The organism is Rhizobium sp. Root1334 (assembly GCF_001426665.1).
GTDB lineage: Bacteria > Pseudomonadota > Alphaproteobacteria > Rhizobiales > Rhizobiaceae > Pararhizobium.
In genome coordinates this window covers 39,549-55,414 of sequence record NZ_LMEY01000032.1, presented here as the reverse complement: position 1 = coordinate 55,414, position 15,866 = coordinate 39,549, and the positions used below count along the sequence as shown (strand labels likewise).

Annotated in this window: 14 protein-coding genes and 1 pseudogene; 4 read left to right on the top strand and 11 right to left on the bottom strand. The window is 59.6% G+C overall.

What is annotated here, in order from left to right; genetic code table 11:
* Positions 1 to 2 precede the first annotated feature (2 nt).
* From ASD36_RS29325 to ASD36_RS29310, 4 genes are all read right to left on the bottom strand, one after another.
* On the bottom strand, positions 3 to 1,226 hold the full coding sequence (locus ASD36_RS29325) for a L,D-transpeptidase family protein (protein ID WP_082511970.1): 1,224 nt from the start codon (positions 1,224 to 1,226) through the stop codon (positions 3 to 5).
* Between the two features lie 103 nt (positions 1,227 to 1,329).
* Positions 1,330 to 2,619: a DNA polymerase IV gene (locus ASD36_RS29320; protein WP_060502115.1), complete on the bottom strand. Its 1,290-nt coding sequence runs from the start codon at positions 2,617 to 2,619 to the stop codon at positions 1,330 to 1,332.
* A 142-nt stretch (positions 2,620 to 2,761) separates the two neighbouring features.
* Positions 2,762 to 3,403: a hypothetical protein gene (locus tag ASD36_RS29315; protein ID WP_060509954.1), complete on the bottom strand. Its 642-nt coding sequence runs from the start codon at positions 3,401 to 3,403 to the stop codon at positions 2,762 to 2,764.
* 2 nt (positions 3,404 to 3,405) lie between these two features.
* The gene (locus ASD36_RS29310) at positions 3,406 to 3,678 is read right to left on the bottom strand and encodes a DUF3572 domain-containing protein (protein ID WP_060502223.1); all 273 of its coding nucleotides are present in this window, start codon (positions 3,676 to 3,678) and stop codon (positions 3,406 to 3,408) included.
* 164 nt (positions 3,679 to 3,842) lie between these two features.
* Between ASD36_RS29310 and ASD36_RS29305 the strand changes: the two genes are divergently transcribed.
* The gene (locus ASD36_RS29305) at positions 3,843 to 4,214 is read left to right on the top strand and encodes a response regulator (protein ID WP_003547430.1); all 372 of its coding nucleotides are present in this window, start codon (positions 3,843 to 3,845) and stop codon (positions 4,212 to 4,214) included.
* A gap of 114 nt (positions 4,215 to 4,328) precedes the next feature.
* Positions 4,329 to 5,696 (top strand): PleD family two-component system response regulator, encoded by a 1,368-nt coding sequence (locus ASD36_RS29300; RefSeq protein ID WP_060502113.1) that lies wholly within the window; start codon positions 4,329 to 4,331, stop codon positions 5,694 to 5,696.
* A 721-nt stretch (positions 5,697 to 6,417) separates the two neighbouring features.
* On the opposite strand, the gene rpmG is transcribed toward ASD36_RS29300, so the two are convergent.
* The 6 genes from rpmG to topA all read right to left on the bottom strand — a co-directional run bounded on the left by rpmG (position 6,418) and on the right by topA (position 14,167).
* A complete protein-coding gene (rpmG, locus tag ASD36_RS29295; RefSeq protein WP_060502112.1) occupies positions 6,418 to 6,585 on the bottom strand; it encodes a 50S ribosomal protein L33 in 168 nt (55 codons plus the stop codon).
* A 94-nt stretch (positions 6,586 to 6,679) separates the two neighbouring features.
* Positions 6,680 to 7,864: an MFS transporter gene (locus ASD36_RS29290; protein ID WP_060502111.1), complete on the bottom strand. Its 1,185-nt coding sequence runs from the start codon at positions 7,862 to 7,864 to the stop codon at positions 6,680 to 6,682.
* 13 nt (positions 7,865 to 7,877) lie between these two features.
* The gene (locus ASD36_RS29285) at positions 7,878 to 8,498 is read right to left on the bottom strand and encodes an NUDIX hydrolase (protein WP_060502222.1); all 621 of its coding nucleotides are present in this window, start codon (positions 8,496 to 8,498) and stop codon (positions 7,878 to 7,880) included.
* Positions 8,499 to 8,584: 86 nt separating this feature from the next.
* Positions 8,585 to 9,046, bottom strand: coding sequence for a DUF983 domain-containing protein (locus tag ASD36_RS29280; protein ID WP_060502221.1), 462 nt, complete (start codon positions 9,044 to 9,046; stop codon positions 8,585 to 8,587).
* Between the two features lie 46 nt (positions 9,047 to 9,092).
* A complete protein-coding gene (rnr, locus tag ASD36_RS29275; protein ID WP_060502110.1) occupies positions 9,093 to 11,468 on the bottom strand; it encodes a ribonuclease R in 2,376 nt (791 codons plus the stop codon).
* A 2-nt stretch (positions 11,469 to 11,470) separates the two neighbouring features.
* A complete protein-coding gene (gene topA, locus ASD36_RS29270) occupies positions 11,471 to 14,167 on the bottom strand; it encodes a type I DNA topoisomerase (protein WP_060502109.1) in 2,697 nt (898 codons plus the stop codon).
* Positions 14,168 to 14,224: 57 nt separating this feature from the next.
* Here topA and ASD36_RS30880 point away from each other — a divergent pair, with 57 nt between their 5' ends.
* Together ASD36_RS30880 and ASD36_RS29265 are read left to right on the top strand one after the other, a co-directional pair.
* Entirely contained in the window at positions 14,225 to 14,374 is a 150-nt protein-coding gene (locus ASD36_RS30880; protein WP_156393936.1) for a hypothetical protein, read from the top strand.
* 153 nt (positions 14,375 to 14,527) lie between these two features.
* Positions 14,528 to 14,785: a hypothetical protein gene (locus tag ASD36_RS29265; protein ID WP_060502108.1), complete on the top strand. Its 258-nt coding sequence runs from the start codon at positions 14,528 to 14,530 to the stop codon at positions 14,783 to 14,785.
* On the opposite strand, the pseudogene dprA reads toward ASD36_RS29265, so the two are convergent.
* A pseudogene (dprA, locus tag ASD36_RS29260) lies at positions 14,714 to 15,863 on the bottom strand (DNA-processing protein DprA). The gene ASD36_RS29265 and the pseudogene dprA overlap by 72 nt on opposite strands.
* Positions 15,864 to 15,866 lie beyond the last annotated feature (3 nt).

The window sequence follows — 15,866 nt, the reverse complement described above, 5'->3', positions numbered from 1 at the left end:
CATCAAGATTTTGATCGGGTTCGGGTGACGGTCACGAAGTCCGTACCGGCGCCTGTTTCCTGGCCAAGGCCCATGTCGGAAATGGTGAGGGACGAACCCTCGGCGAGCAGTTCTTCGATCCGTTCGCGAGTTTCGTCCGGCACCGTGATCCGGGCCAGTGTGCGCTGGGCTGCATTGAAGGCCATCGGGTCTTCCTCGATGGTGATGCCAAGGCGCTTTTTCATCGGTCCAGGCAATGTGTTGTCGAGCGTCATGGCGAACCATTCGCCCTTGCCGGTGGAAGCGTCGATATCCTGGAACTGGAAAAAATGCGTGCCGAGTGCGACTTCCGGCCGGTCGATCAACACGGGTGTTTCGAACAACGGCTCGAAATCGCGGCGAACGAGAAGCTGGCCGTTTGGCGGCTTGCCCTTGCCCGCCTTGGCGTAGAGTGCATCGATGAAGGTGGCGGTCATCTTGCCGTCGACAGCTAGTTGTTCCGCAGTCTGGAACGCTTTGATGGCGTCAGCGGTCTGCATACCGGCATAGCCGTCGGCGAGCCCGGCTGCATAACCAAGCTCGTTGAGCAGGCTCTGGATGTCCATGGTGATTTCGCGTGTGCCGCGATGGGTGATCAGCATCCGGATCGGCGGCTGCTTTTCCATCTCGACGGCGGCCGGTTTTTCCGGCGGGGGCTCGATCGTGGCAACTTCGACGGATTGCGTCTGGACCTGCGAAACGCTCAGCCGCAATGTAGCGTCCGATAGCAGTTCCGGCTCTTTCCCTTTGGGCTGGAACAGGAACGGATCGGAGATGGCGGCCGGCGTCAACTGGCGATCGGAGACCAGCACATGCAGGCCACGGCCGGTCATCTTGAAGAGTTGCTTGGCAAAGGCATCCGGCATCCGTATGCAGCCATGCGAGGCCGGGTAGCTGGGAACGTGGTTGGAGGCGTGCAGCGCAATGCCTGACCAGGTCAGCCGCTGCATGAACGGCATCGGCGCATTCGAATAAATGTTCGACTTGTGGGAGCGGCGTTTTTCAAGGATCGAGAAAATGCCGGTTGGCGTCGAATGGCCGGCCTTACCGGTCGAGACATTGGAGGTGGCGACCACCGTATCGCCGTCATAGACCACGAGTGACTGCTGGTCCCTGGAAACCACGATCTGCAGAGGAGCTTGCTCGCTTGCAAACGCAACGCTGGCAGACAAGGCGAGGGCGAAGCCGAGACCAAATGTAAAACGCAAAACCATCAGGAACATCCGGACGCAAGAGACAGAAGATGAGCCTAGTTTGATAGGTTTAAGGAAGCTTTGCCGTTCCGTCTGGAACACGAGAATGTGAAGCCTGCTACTTTCGCCGGTCCTTGCCGAACGTATAACCGGTCTCGACCGTCGCCTTGCCGAACTTATCGCGCAGCGTATTGATCGCAGCTTCCGCAGCCGCGCGCCGCGTCGCCTGCGTATCGACGAGATCCGGCGGATCGGCCAGATCGGGATTGGAAAGGTCGGAGACGCCGATCCCGATCAGCCGGAATTTTGTCCCGTCGGTTTCCTTGTCCAGAAGCTGCATGCCGGTGCGGAAGATGCGGTCGGCAAGCCGGGTCGGGCTGTCGAGGCGGCGGTTGCGCGTCCGGCTCTTGAAGTCGGCGGTCTTCAGCTTGAGCACCACCGTCTGGCCGGCAATGTCGGCCTTGCGCAGCCGGTGGGCCACCTGTTCGCTCAACCGGCGCAGATGTGTGACCAGATCGTCATAGTCGCACAGGTCATCGTTAAAGGTGGTCTCCGAGGAAACGCTCTTGGCTTCGCCGTTGATTTCAACGCTGCGCTCATCCTGGCCACGCGACAGCCGGTAGAGACGCTGGCCCAATGTGCCATAGCGCTTCATCAGGACGGTTTCGTCCATTGTCTGCAACTGGCCTATGGTGCGGATGCCGTCGCGCTCCAGGGTTGCCGCAAAGGCCTTGCCGACGCCCCAGATCAGCGTCACCGGCCTGTCCTTGAGGAAATCCAATGCTTCGGCAGCGCCGATCACCGAAAAGCCGCGCGGTTTCTGCAGGTCGGACGCCACCTTGGCGAGGAATTTGCAATAGGACAGGCCGACCGAAACAGTAATGCCGATCTCCTGTTCGACCCGGCGGGCAAATCTGGCCAATGTCCGGGCAGGGGGATCATGATGCAGCCGCTCGGTGCCCTGGAGCTCCAGAAATGCTTCATCAATCGACAACGGCTGCACCAGCGGCGTCAGTTCCTGCATCAGAGTGCGCACCTGGCGGCCGACCCGCACGTATTTTTCCATGTCCGGTTTGATGACAACGGCTTGCGGGCAAGCCTCCAGCGCCTTGAACATCGGCATGGCGGACCGTACCCCGTGAATGCGAGCGATATAGCAGGCGGTAGAGACGACGCCGCGCTTGCCGCCGCCGATGATCACAGGCTTGTCGGCCAATTCGGGATTGTCGCGTTTTTCGACCGAAGCATAGAAGGCATCGCAATCGATATGGGCGAGTGTCAGCTGATAGAGTTCGGAATGATAGAGCAGGCGCGGGCTGCCGCAGGCCCGGCACCGGCGAATGCCGGCCGGTTGGCCTGTGAGGCAGTCTCGGCAAAACCCCGGAAATTGCTGCGCGTCTGTTTGCATCGATCGGAACAAAAGTTGAACATTTTCACGATACGCCCTAAGCTGACGAGTCTCAAGGTATGGAGAGGCAATCTTGATGGGCTTCAAGGGAAAGATAAACGGCGGCTGTTCTTTTGCCCGGGATCGGTTCGTTGCCCGCCGTTTAACCCACCAGATGGGCACGGATGATCCTGTCCGCATCCGTCCAGCAGTCCGCCTTGGCGATTCCGCCGCCCGGGTCCGGCGCCATGGCCCGGAATTGGGCGTTTGCCATCAGGTTGATCAGCAGACAATCAGGCGCATGGGTCTGAACGGACTGCAGGTTGCGCAGGATATCATCGATGAAGACCAGCGGCACATCCCTGGCATCGTGCAGGCGCTTGATGATCGGGCCCTTGGGTTCTTCGCTGGCAAGCAGGGGATAGTTCAGGCCATGGCGGTCGAGCAGTGCCCGGCGCACGCTGGTGTGGCGGGGTGGCATCGCCGTGAGAAAGACGACATCGGCATCGGTGGAAAGCCCGGCCAAGGTATCGACTGCGAGATCGGCAGGTGTCTGCCACTGGCCCTGCAGGCGAAAGAACGTCTCCAGCAGTTCGCTCGTCATCGCATCGTCGACCGGCAAACCAGTGTCAAGGTCGATGACATTGCCATGCAGGCGGAAGGAGCGGGGCAAAAGATCACGGCCGCAGGAGCGCAGGAAGTTGCGAAACGGCGTCAGGAATTCGAGCACGAATTCGTCGATATCGCAGACGATCAGCGGCCTGTCCGTCAGACGGATATGGTCGAAATCGAGGATATCCGTCACGGTCAGAAATCCCCGGGATTGTCTGGTCCCGACAGCATGAGATGCGCCCGCACCACATCCTCGGGCCGTGTGCCGGTTGTCTCGCAAAAGGCCAGCAGCGTCGGTTCGTGGCCCATCAGGAAATCGACGACGCCGGTAAGGAAGCCTGTATCGGCGGCGGCGTGGCGCAGCGACGATGGATCAGTGCCCGTCAATGCCAGGAAACGCCCCAGCAGTTCCGGCTCGTTTGCAAGCCAGCCGAGGATGGCAATCGCTGTTTCTTCGGATGAGGTCACGCGCATTCGTCCTTGTCGGATTGAGGTAATTTTTTACCGGATATTACCGGTTTTTCAACCAAATCGCTGTAGCTTCAAGCTTCCGGGGCCGTGAGCTCAGTCGCGCCGCAACTTATAGCGATGTGATGGTCATGCAAGCCGGAACCGTAAATCAAGGGATCGAAATGCCCAAGCAGGTTATGATTGTTGAAGACAATGAGCTGAACATGAAGCTCTTTCGTGACCTGATCGAGGCATCGGGGTACACGACCATTCAGACCCGAAATGGTATGGAAGCCCTTGATCTTGCTCGTAAACATCGGCCAGACCTGATCCTTATGGACATCCAGCTTCCGGAGGTTTCCGGGCTTGAGGTGACGAAATGGCTGAAAGAAGATGACGAATTGCATGTCATCCCCGTGATAGCCGTTACGGCCTTCGCGATGAAGGGTGATGAAGAGCGTATCCGGCAAGGAGGCTGCGAAGCCTACGTTTCCAAGCCGATCTCGGTGCCGAAATTTATTGAGACGATCAAAACTTATTTGGGCGATGCCTGATGCGGCGCCAGGGGCTTCCAATAAGAAGCCCCTTAACGATATTCTTGCGCATGAGACGAATTTGAAAGTTGAACCGGCTTTCTGTTTCAAGCGCTTATAGGCAGGAAAGATTGCATGACTGCACGGATCCTTGTCGTCGATGACATACCGGCCAACGTCAAGTTGCTCGAGGCACGGCTTGTCGCCGAGTATTTTGACGTCCTGACGGCATCCGATGGTTATGAGGCTTTGGCAATCTGCGAGAAGCAGCCGGTGGATCTCATCCTGCTCGATATCATGATGCCGGGCATTGATGGATTCGAGGTCTGTGAGCGGCTGAAGTCGAACCCGCGCACCGCGCATATTCCCGTCGTCATGGTGACAGCTCTCGATCAGCCGTCGGATCGGGTGAGGGGGCTGAAAGCCGGCGCCGACGATTTTCTGACCAAACCGGTCAACGACCTGCAGTTGATGTCACGGGTCAAAAGTCTCGTCCGGCTGAAGAATGTTAGCGACGAACTGCGCCTTCGCGCCGAAACTGCCCACAATGTCGGCCTGCAGGATATGACCGCATTGGATCGGCCCGACGAGTTCGGCAATGTCCTGCTTGTCGATGGCCGGGGGAGCTCGCAGGAGCGCATCATCCGGGCCTTGAAGCCGATTGCGGAAGTGACGGCGATGTCGGATCCGCAGGCAGCCTTGTTTGAGGCCGCCGAAAACAGTTTCGATCTCGTCATCGTCAACTCGAATTTCGATGACTACGATCCGTTGCGGCTCTGCTCGCAACTTCGTTCGCTGGAGCGCACGCGCTATATTCCGCTCCTCATCATCGCCGAGCAGGGGCATGACGAGATGGTGGTTCGCGCACTCGATCTGGGCGTCACCGACTATTTGATGCGGCCCGTCGATCCGAACGAACTGGTTGCCCGCAGTCTGACGCAGATCCGCCGCAAGCATTGCAATGACCGGCTGCGCGCCAGCGTCAAGCAGACGATCGAGCTGGCGGTCACGGACGGGCTGACCGGCCTGCACAATCGCCGCTATCTCGACAATCATCTGAAGCTTCTGATCGATCGCGCTCTTGCGCGCGGCCGGCCGCTGTCGATCTGCATCACCGATATCGATCGCTTCAAGAGCGTCAATGATACCTATGGTCATGACGCTGGAGACGAGGTTCTGCGTGATTTTGCTCATCGTGTGCGCTCGACGGTGCGTGGCGCCGACCTTGCCTGCCGGTTTGGCGGCGAGGAGTTCGTTGTCGTGATGCCGGATACACCGGCGGATGCGGCCGCAGCGATCGCCGAGCGCTTGCGCTCCATTGTCGAAGACAGGAGCTTCGTTCTGCCGAATTCCGATAGGCGTCTCTCGATAACGGCGTCACTTGGCATTGCGACGCTAAACCCGGAAGGCGATACAGCGGAGGCTTTGCTGAAACGTGCGGATACGGCGCTGTATCAGGCCAAGAACAATGGCCGCAACCGGGTAGTAGCCGCTGCTGCCTGAGAGGGATTTGAGCGGGATATCGGCCTTTTGCGCGGTTTTCCACAGGAAAAAGACGGGCTTGTTCGGACGGCGCGATAAGCTGACCGGAAAGCGTGCTCGTGGATGGTTTGTCGCGCAAAAGTAGTCAGATTGGCCCGTAATCTCTGCCATGTAGACGGGAAAAATCACGGGTGATTTCTAGTATCACGAAATAAAATATACAATTCAAATATTTAAACATTTCGATTGCCTTAATGAGGCTTTTCGCATTGCCATTTCGTCATTCTATGAAAAAGTAATACTACATTTAAAAACAATCTTTCGAGGATCGGCTCACCGCAGAATCAGCTCTGGATGGTCCATTAGGTAATGGTTAAATTAACCATGGCCGGGCGCTCTTGCGCGCCGTAGTTAAGAATTCATTGATTTTTTTTTGTTTTCAGTCAATTCTCTGGGGCAAGGGAGAAAGCAACTCCCATCAGTTACCCCATGATGTCAGGTCCGCCGCATCTCCTGGGTCGTGGGGTTTGTCGGCTGATCTGTTGCCAATGCGGTTCCTCGTGCCGCGGTAGCGGTCAGCCGACGCCCATTAAAACGCTGTCCCTGTCGTGGGGGCAGCGTTTTTGTTTTAGGGCCTAATCCCGGCTGTATCGCCGTTTCACCCGTACCACACTGGGCGACAAGAAAAAGGCGCCAGGCTTTTCAGCCGACGCCTTCTTAACTCCACAAGAAAAACCAGATCTTACTTGATCTTGGTTTCCTTGAATTCAACGTGCTTGCGTACGACCGGGTCGTACTTCGTGAAGGACATCTTGTCCGTCTTCGTACGGCTGTTCTTCGTGGTCACGTAGAAAGTACCCGTGTCGGCCGTCGACAGCAGCTTGATCTTGATTTTTGCAGCTTTCGCCATGGTCGTCCTGCCTTTATAAAAAAACAAAGCCGCGGACTTCCAAGGGAAGGGTCCCGGCAAACTTGGCGCGAAACTACAAATCGCACCCGAAAAGTCAAGTCCGTTTTGGGTTGAAAACGATTCTCACCACGGAAAGTACCACATAAAGCCCGAAGAATCCGGCGATTGCCCAGGCAAAACCGTTATTCCCAGAAATATCCATGGCGGCACCGATGGCCTGCGGTCCTGCCACCGTTCCCACCGCATAGGAGAAGATGAAGGCGGCATTGGCGGCGGCGAGATCGGCACCGGTCAGGCGCGAACCGAGATGGCTGAGACCGACCGTATACAGGCCGGAGACGCTGCCGCCCCAGAACAAGAGCACGACAGCCATCAGCCACCAGTTGCCCTGCAGGAGGGGCAGGCACAGCGCGCCGATCAACCCGACAACGGTCATCAGGGCCAAAAGGTTGCGCCGGTCCTTCATGCGGTCGGACAGCATGCCCAGCGGAATCTGAAAAATCACATTGCCGATGCCCATGACGGTCAGGAGCAAGGCTGCCTGCGATTCGGTGAAGCCACTGCGGGTTCCGTAAATTGGAAAGAGTGACAGGCCACCTGATTCGACAGCACCGAAAATGAACACGGCGGCGGTGGCGGTCGGCACCAGGAACACGTAACGCATGAAATGCAGTTCGGGTTTTTCGTCCAGAACCGGGCTTTCGTTGCGGGCTAGGAAGATCGGTATGGCTGCCAGCAGAATAACGCTGGCGCCAAAGGCAAATGGCAGGATGCCCTCGCTGCCGAGGATTGAGAAGAGCAGGGGGCCCGCGGCAAAGCCGAGCGACAGGACAGTGCCGTAAATCCCCAGGACGAGCCCGCGGCGGCTCGGTGGGGCTGTGGCGTTGATCCAGAACTCGGAAAGGACAAACAGCACCGTGATCGCGCCGTGAAAGACGACACGCAGCGGAAACCACAGCAGGAAATTTTGGATGTAATAGAAACCGAGCGCACTGATCGCGGCAAGGACGATAGCGAGCAGCATGGTATTGGCGACGCCGAAACGGTGGGCGATCTTCGCCGTGACGGTCGCTGCCGCCATCGAGGCAAGACCTGCCATTGCCGAGTTCAGGCCGATCATCGTCGAGGAGATACCGCGCTTTTCCATGATGATGCTGAGCAGCGGCAGGCCGAGGCCGATTGCGATGCCGACGGCCGTGATGGCGGCAACGGCGGCAACCAGCGATGGCCAGTGTATTTCCTCAACCGGCGCAGGCGTGCCGGACGGCGGCTGTGACATGCAATGAAATTCCCTAAAGGAGGTCGCGGACAAAGCGCCCATGACGGGTGTAATAGAACGGTACCGGTCTTCCGAAGGGCAGAGATGCGTCCGATTGAAGGCTTGCCCTCAAGTCGCCAAGGATGATTTCGGTAATGTCCGGCAACTGCACTGCCGAAACATCGTTCACATCAATCCATCTCAAGTCTTCAAGCTCCCGGCTGTCGCGGATATCACCCGGATCGATCCCCGCTTCGTCCGTGAACAGGGCGAAGAAATGGGTGTCGAAACGGCGCGGATGTCCCGGCGGCGTAATCGCCCGTGCCATATAGCGCAAGTTTGTCAAATCGGGAAGGAAAGGTAACAGAGTGTTTCCGCAGCCTGAAGAACCGACTGCGATGCTCGCCTCTTCATGCAGTTCGCGAATGGCGGCAAGCGCGATGGCGCGAAGGCGGCTATGGGAGGCAGAATGCTTGTAACCGGTTTTCAACCGCTCCAGCACAGCGGGTTGCATATCGCCGCTAAAGGGGAGCTTGTGGTCGTCCCTGTCCCGGCGGCCGCCGGGAAAGACATGCAGGTTTGGCATGAAGACATGCGCCTTGTGCCGGCGCCCGACGAGGACGCGCACATGAGCCTGCGAGCGGTCGAGCAGCATGATCGACGCGGCATCGCGCGGCCGCGGCGACCGTATTTTGACATTATCGAGGGAGGGGCCGTCGTCCGGCCCGCCACTACTGGCTGTCACGCAGTCCGGTCCGGGACCGGCAGGGCGTCTGCCGGTTCGTCAGCATGGCCGCCGAATCCGTGCATCTTCAGAGCCCATTGCAGGCCGACGACACCGCCCTTGACCGGCTGCATCATCGCGAGCGAGCCGATGATCGTGATCGGCACCCAGATCGCCAGATGACCCCAGTTCGACATCGGCAGCAGCATTTCGGTTGCCATGAAGCCGCCGAGCACGATGTGGCCCATGATGGTGACGACGATATAGGGCGGAAAATCATCGGCGCGATGCTGGTCCAGCTGCTCGCCACAGGCCGAGCATTCATGCACGGTCTTCAGGAAGCGGCCAAACAGCTTGCCGCTGCCGCAGGCCGGGCACTTGTTCAGAAGTCCGCGCTTGATCGATCGTCCAACCGGACGATCGGCTTCGCGTGTCTGCTCGAAGCGGACTGTTTCCGGAGTGCTGCCAGTTGCCTGCATGTCCATATCCTCAACCTGTGGACGCAAGGCGCATCCCTCACATCCTCTATCGCTTGCCGCGCGGTGGTCGCGTTCCCGGCATCTTGCGAGCGCCGCTGCGATCCCTGCGGCCGGACTTGTGGAAGGAGCGCGTTGCCGTCGGCATCTTGCGTCCTTCGCTGATCATCTCGAAGCGGAGCGCGCCGGCAAGCGGCACGGCTTCCACCAGTTTGACGCGGATCTGATCGCCAAGACGATAGCCAAGTCCGGTTTTTTCGCCGGAAAGGGCCTGGTGGGCTTCGTCATAGATGAAATAATCGCGTCCCAGCGTAGATATAGGCACGAACCCGTCTGCGCCATAGGCCGGAAGAGTGACAAATAGTCCCGCCTTGGTCACACCTGATATGCGTCCGTCGAATTCCTCGTTGACCCGGCCACTCAGGTGATGGGCAATCAGCCGGTCGATGGTATCACGCTCGGCGGCCATTGCCCGGCGTTCGAACGTGGAAATCTCGGCTGCAATATCATTGAGTGCCGCTTCCTCGGCCGGCGTGATGCCGCCTTCGCCAAGCCCCAGCGTACCGACCAGCGCACGATGCACGATCAGGTCGGCATAACGGCGGATCGGCGAGGTGAAATGGGCGTATTTCATCAGGTTGAGGCCGAAATGGCCGATATTTTCCGGGCTGTAGATTGCCTGGCTCTGCGAACGCAGCACCATCTCGTTGACCATGGTCTCAAACGGCTTGTCTGCAGCCTGCGACAGGATGCCGTTGAAATGGTTGGAACGCAGGTTGCCGCCCTTGACCAGCGAAAGGTCGAGCGTCGCCAGAAACTCGCGCAGCGTCTCCTGCTTGGCGAGCGACGGCGCATCATGGACACGGTAGACCAGCGGCTGGCGCTTGATCTCGAGCGTCTCGGCTGCGGCCACATTGGCCTGGATCATCATCTCTTCGATCAGCTTGTGGGCATCGAGCCGGTCCGGCACGAAGACGCGATCGACAGTGCCGTCGTCTTTGAGGACGATCTTGCGCTCGGGCATGTTGAGTTCGAGCGGTTGGCGCCGGTCGCGGCCGCGCGTCAGGATCGCATAGGCGTTCCAAAGCGGCTTCAGGATCGGCTCCAGCAGCGGTCCGGTCTGATCGTCCGGATTGCCATCGATCGCGGCCTGCGCCTGGTTGTAGGAGAGCTTGGCAGCACTCTTCATCATGATGCGATGGAAGGTGTGGCCAGCCTTGCGGCCTTCCTTGGAAAACCGCATGCGAACGGCAAGCGCCGGCCGATCGACGCCCTGCTTGAGCGAGCAGAGTTCATTGGAAATCCGCTCCGGCAGCATCGGCACGACGCGGTCGGGGAAATAGACCGAATTGCCGCGCTTGGCTGCTTCCTGGTCGAGCGCCGATTTCGGCCGCACATACCAGGAGACATCGGCGATCGCGACGGTGACGATGACGCCGCCTTCATTGTCGGGCGACGGGTCGGGCTCGGCATGTACGGCGTCATCATGGTCCTTCGCGTCGGCCGGGTCGATGGTGATCAACGGCAGCGAACGCCAGTCCTCGCGGTGCGACATGCTGGCGGGGCCAGCGGCATCGGCTTCCTTGATGACGCTGTCGGGGAAGATGTAGGGAATGCCATGCGCATGGATGGCGATCATCGAGATCGCTTTTTCGGTAGCAACGGAGCCGATGACGTTCTTGACTGCGGCGCGCGGCAGACCAAAACGGCCGGAGCGGACGATTTCGACCTCGACCAGGTCGCCGTCCTTGGCCGGTCCCTGGTGCTCGGCATCGACCTGCATTTCCTCGCCGCGCTTTTCGATCGGCATGATCCGGCCACCGCCGCCGGGCATTTCCCGGAAGACGCCCAGTGCTGCGTTGTTGTTGCGCTTGCGGTCGAGCACCTTGATGATGCGCGCCGTATAGGCCGGACCGCCGCGATCCTTGGCCGGGAAAATCTTCGCCAGAACCCGGTCGCCGATACCGCCGACGGGCGTCTTGCCCTTGGACTGGCCGACACTCGACTGACGGATCGAAACGGCGGGTGCCACGCCCGCATCATCCGGCCATTCGGCCGGACGGCCAATCAGCTCGCCATCCTTGTCGCGGGTGGTGATGTCAAGAACCGTGACGGGAGGAAGGGCGCCGGGGCGCACAAGCGAATTACGCTTCTTCTCCAGGAGCCCATCCTGCTCCATCTCGCGCAAAAGGGATTTCAGCTCGATGCGGGTTTCGCCCTTCAGGCCAAAAGCCTTGTAGATCTCGCGTTTCGACGCCTTGTCCGGATTTTCCGAAATGAACCGCATCAGCACATCACGCGGCGGCACAGCGCCGTGAATGATCACGGTGTCGTCTGTGGGCATGATGACCTTCTTGCCCGCGCGTCCGATCCGGACTGCGGGTTTTCCGGGCCGTTCGGTTCGATCGCGCGGGTTTCTGGTCACGTTCAGTCTTTCTTCGCTTTTGCAGCTGTCTTGGGCTTGGCCGCAGCCTTAGGCTTTGCCGCGGCTTTCGGTTTCGCCGCTGCCTTGGGCTTGGCCGATTTGGCGGCCGCCGTGTCGGTTTTCGCTGCAGCTTTTGGTTTGGCAGCGGCTTTGGTTGCCTTGCCCTTGGCCGGCTTGATGCCACCCTTGGCTATGCGCTCGGCAATCAGCAGCAACGCATCTTCCATCGACACCGACACCGGATCCTTGCCCTTCGGCAGGGTCGCATTAACCTTGCCCCAGTTGACGTAAGGGCCGTATTTACCGTCCTTGACGGTAATCGGTCCGCCATCCGGGTGGTCGCCGACTTCCTTCAAAGGAGCAGCCGATGCGCCGCGTCCGCCCGGTCCCTTCGCCTGCTTGTCGGCAAGCACCGAGACCGCGCGGTTGAGACCAATCGAGAATACGTCCTCGATGCTTTCGACATTGGCGTACTTGCCGTCATGCAGAATGAACGGCCCATAGCGGCCGAGGCCGGACGAGATCATCTTGCCGGTTTCGGGGTGCGCGCCGATATCGCGCGGCAGCGATAGCAGCGCCAGTGCCTTTTCATGGTCAATGCTGGCCGGTGTCCAGCCTTTCGGCAGGCTAGAACGCTTGGCTTCCTTGCCATCACCACGCTGGACATAGGGGCCGAAGCGGCCGGAGCGCAGGGTGATTTCCTCGCCCGTATGCGGATCCTTGCCGAGTGCCAGCGGCTCGTTCGAGACTGCCGCTTCATCGCCGCCATTGCTGTCGGATGACAGTTGACGGGTGAAGTTGCATTCCGGGTAGTTCGAGCAACCGACGAAAGCGCCATACTTGCCGAGTTTCAGCGACAGCTTGCCGGTGCCGCAGACCTGGCAGATGCGCGGATCGCTGCCATCCTCGCGCTTGGGGAAGACCAGCGGTGCCAGTTCTTCGTTCAGCGCATCGAGCACGTTGGTGACGCGCAATTCCTTGGTGTCTTCGATCTGGGCGAAGAAATCCTTCCAGAAATCGCGAAGAACGTCCTTCCAGTCGAGTTCGCCGGCAGAGATCTGGTCGAGCTTTTCTTCCAGCGACGCCGTGAAATCATATTCGACATAGCGCGCAAAGAAGCTCTCAAGGAACGCCGTGACCAGCCGGCCCTTGGCTTCGGGGATCAGCTTGCGCTTGTCGTTGACGATGTATTCGCGATCAAGCAGCGTCGTTACGGTCGCGGCATAGGTGGAAGGGCGGCCGATGCCGAGCTCTTCCATCTTCTTGATCAGCGATGCTTCCGAATAGCGCGGCGGCGGCTCGGTGAAATGCTGGGTCGAGTTGATCTTCTGCTTGGCGAGGTTTTCGCGTGCGTTGATTTCCGGCAGGCGGCCATCTTCATCGTCGCTCTGCTCGCCATCTTCCTTGGCATCGGTATAGGCCGCAATGAAGCCATCGAAACGGATGACCGATCCGACGGCGCGCAAGCCAGCCTTCTCGCCCTTGTTGTCGGCGGTGATCTCGGCCGTGGTACGCTCAATCTCGGCTGACGCCATCTGGCTGGCAATACCGCGCTTCCAGATCAGGTCATAGAGTCGTAGCTGGTCAGCGTCGAGAAAGTTGCGCACCTGGTCGGGAGTGCGGGTGAAGTCTGTCGGGCGAACCGCCTCGTGGGCTTCCTGGGCATTCTTTGCCTTGGTCGAATAGAGGCGGGCCTTTTCCGGCACATAGCGGCTGCCGAACTGGTCGCCAATGGCGCTGCGCGCAGCATCGATCGCTTCAGGCGCCATCTGCACGCCGTCGGTACGCATATAGGTAATGAGACCGACGGTCTCGCCGCCGAGTTCCACGCCTTCATAGAGCTTCTGCGCGACCTGCATGGTGCGCGACGCTGAAAAGCCGAGCTTGGAAGACGCAGCCTGCTGCAGCGTCGAGGTGGTGAACGGCGGCGACGGATTGCGTTTGACCGGCTTGGCTTCGATGCTCTCGACCGTATAGGCGGCCCCATCCAGCAAGGCTTTCAGCTTGCCGGCGTCCTCGCCATTGGTCACGCCGCGGGGCGGCAGACGGTTGCCGCCGGTGGAAACCAGGCGGGCCTCGAACTCGTCGCCACGCGGTGTCTTCAAAAGCGCCGAAAGATTCCAGTATTCCTCGGACACGAAACGCTCGATTTCGGCTTCGCGGTCGCAGACGAGGCGCAGCGTGACAGATTGCACACGCCCTGCCGAACGGGCACCCGGCAGCTTGCGCCACAAGACCGGCGACAGGTTGAAACCGACGAGATAGTCGAGCGCCCGGCGCGCCAGATAGGCGTCCACCAGCGGGATATCGATGTCGCGCGGATTGGCCATCGCGTCGAGCACGGCCTTTTTGGTAATCGCATTGAAGACGACGCGCTGGACAGGCTTGCCGGCGATCAGTTTCTTCTTGTTCAGAAGATCCAGCACGTGCCAGGAAATGGCTTCCCCTTCGCGGTCCGGGTCGGTTGCGAGAATGAGACGATCAGCCGATTTCAGGGCGTCGGCGATATCTTTCATGTGCTTGGCGGATTTGGTGCTGACTTCCCAGAGCATGGAAAAATCATCATCCGGAAGAACCGAGCCGTCCTTGGCCGGCAAATCGCGGACGTGACCGAAGGAGGCGAGAACCTTGTAACCGGGGCCCAGATACTTGTTGATGGTCTTCGCCTTTGAAGGCGATTCCACGACGACGACATTCATGGTCATATTCTCAAAGCAACCGTTCAAAGCTGTGCCAGGCCGGGAAGAGGCGGCACAATGGGAAATATCGATGCCCCGACATGGACAGGGATTCGTCTGCGGTCAAGTGCTGCGCCCAAAATAACCGGCCACAACGCGATGCAACCTATAAGTGATTACGTGCGTATTGCAATTAAAGATAAATACGATATCGTCTTTGAAGTGTAATTTCCATCTCGCGGGGCACTGGCAGAAAGCGATGCTTCTGCACTCTTGTCTCGCGGTGGCAGTCCACACGACCGAACGGTGCTGTATGGCGTTCCGCTCGACCAATGCGTGCCTGTCTACGGGCGGATTTTGAATGCACCACAGGGAAAACCGATGATTCCGAATTCAACGGGGGCCGGCAGACGAGAAGCACAGGCTCGCGAAAAGGTCGCCTATATCCGGCATATGCTCGGAGAACTCCGTGGTGTCGCCGCCAACGAGCGCGCCGATATGCTGTGCTACCTGATCGAAATGGCGTTTGTCGAAGCCGGCGATATCCTGTCCGGCAAAAGGCAGTTGTCATTCTCCAATGCTGAGGGAAACAAGGCCGCCGGGATGCCGGTGAAGCCGTCCGGCAAGATCCAGTTCTAAAAGCACCAGATAGACGGCCGATGCCGAAAGGCCGGTGTGGCGGATGATGTCGTCGATCTCGACGGGCGTTGGTCCCAGCGCATCGGTGATCTGCGCCCGATCGTTCTCGTTCGGCGGCGGTGCCATCGGTCCAGCATCATGTTCGCCCGGCTCCTCCGCCTGCGGTGGCGTGAACAGATCGATGCGGCTGAGCGGTGCAAGCGCCTGCAATATGTCCGCCGCTTCCGTGGTCACGATCGCGCCATCCTTCAAAAGCCCGTTGGTACCGTGACAGCGCGGATCGAGCGGCGAACCCGGCACGGCAAAGACCAGCCGGCCGAAATCGGCGGCATAACGCGCGGTAATCAACGAACCGGACCGTGAGGCCGCTTCGACGACGGCAAGCCCGAGGCTGACACCGGCGATCAGCCGGTTGCGCCGGGGAAAATCGCGGGCACGGGGTTCCCAGCCGAATGGCATCTCGCTGATCGCGAGGCCATTACCATCCGTGATCTCGTCCAGAAGACCGATATTTTCGGGCGGAGGGTTGATCCAGACCACCGGCCAGCGCTGCGATCGTTCCGGTCTCCAGGCTGGCGCGATGCGCTGCCGTGTCGATGCCCCGCGCTAACCCCGATATAATGGAGTATCCGGCCCGTCCCACATCGCGCGCGATCATAGCCGCAAATTTCGTGCCGCTGATCGAGGCATTACGCGAGCCGACGAGGCCGAGGGAAGGGACGGTGCCGGTGATCGCGTTGCCCTTGACCGCCAACAACGGTGGTGCGCCATCGATCTGGCGCAGGGCCGGGGGGTAATCGGGCTCGCCGATGCCGATGAAACGGGCGCCGAACCGATGGGCGGCCGCGAGTTCTTTCTCAGCCTCTGCCACAGAGGCGATGCGGATCGTACGGGTTGAACCACCGCGCCGCGACAGTTCGGGCAGCATTTCAAGCGCTGTTTCGGCTGAGCCGAAATGGTTGATGAGGTCGCGAAAGGTCGCAGACCCGACATTGTCGCTGCGGATCAGCCTCAGCCAGGCCGTTCTTTGTCGTTCCGAAAGCGCAATCCCGTTTCGTCCTGCGCTGCCGTTCGACATTCT

Bases quoted from the DNA above. Each gene is read 5' to 3' on its own strand.
- ASD36_RS29290 (WP_060502111.1), bottom strand. From the start codon at position 7,864: ATGTCACAGCCGCCGTCCGGCACGCCTGCGCCGGTTGAGGAAATACAC.
- ASD36_RS29305 (WP_003547430.1), top strand. From the start codon at position 3,843: ATGCCCAAGCAGGTTATGATTGTTGAAGACAATGAGCTGAACATGAAG.
- ASD36_RS30880 (WP_156393936.1), top strand. From the start codon at position 14,225: ATGGGAAATATCGATGCCCCGACATGGACAGGGATTCGTCTGCGGTCA.
- topA (WP_060502109.1), bottom strand. From the start codon at position 14,167: ATGAATGTCGTCGTCGTGGAATCGCCTTCAAAGGCGAAGACCATCAAC.
- ASD36_RS29265 (WP_060502108.1), top strand. From the start codon at position 14,528: ATGATTCCGAATTCAACGGGGGCCGGCAGACGAGAAGCACAGGCTCGC.
- ASD36_RS29320 (WP_060502115.1), bottom strand. From the start codon at position 2,619: ATGCAAACAGACGCGCAGCAATTTCCGGGGTTTTGCCGAGACTGCCTC.
- ASD36_RS29280 (WP_060502221.1), bottom strand. From the start codon at position 9,046: ATGCAGGCAACTGGCAGCACTCCGGAAACAGTCCGCTTCGAGCAGACA.
- ASD36_RS29285 (WP_060502222.1), bottom strand. From the start codon at position 8,498: ATGCTGCTCGACCGCTCGCAGGCTCATGTGCGCGTCCTCGTCGGGCGC.
- ASD36_RS29300 (WP_060502113.1), top strand. From the start codon at position 4,329: ATGACTGCACGGATCCTTGTCGTCGATGACATACCGGCCAACGTCAAG.
- rpmG (WP_060502112.1), bottom strand. From the start codon at position 6,585: ATGGCGAAAGCTGCAAAAATCAAGATCAAGCTGCTGTCGACGGCCGAC.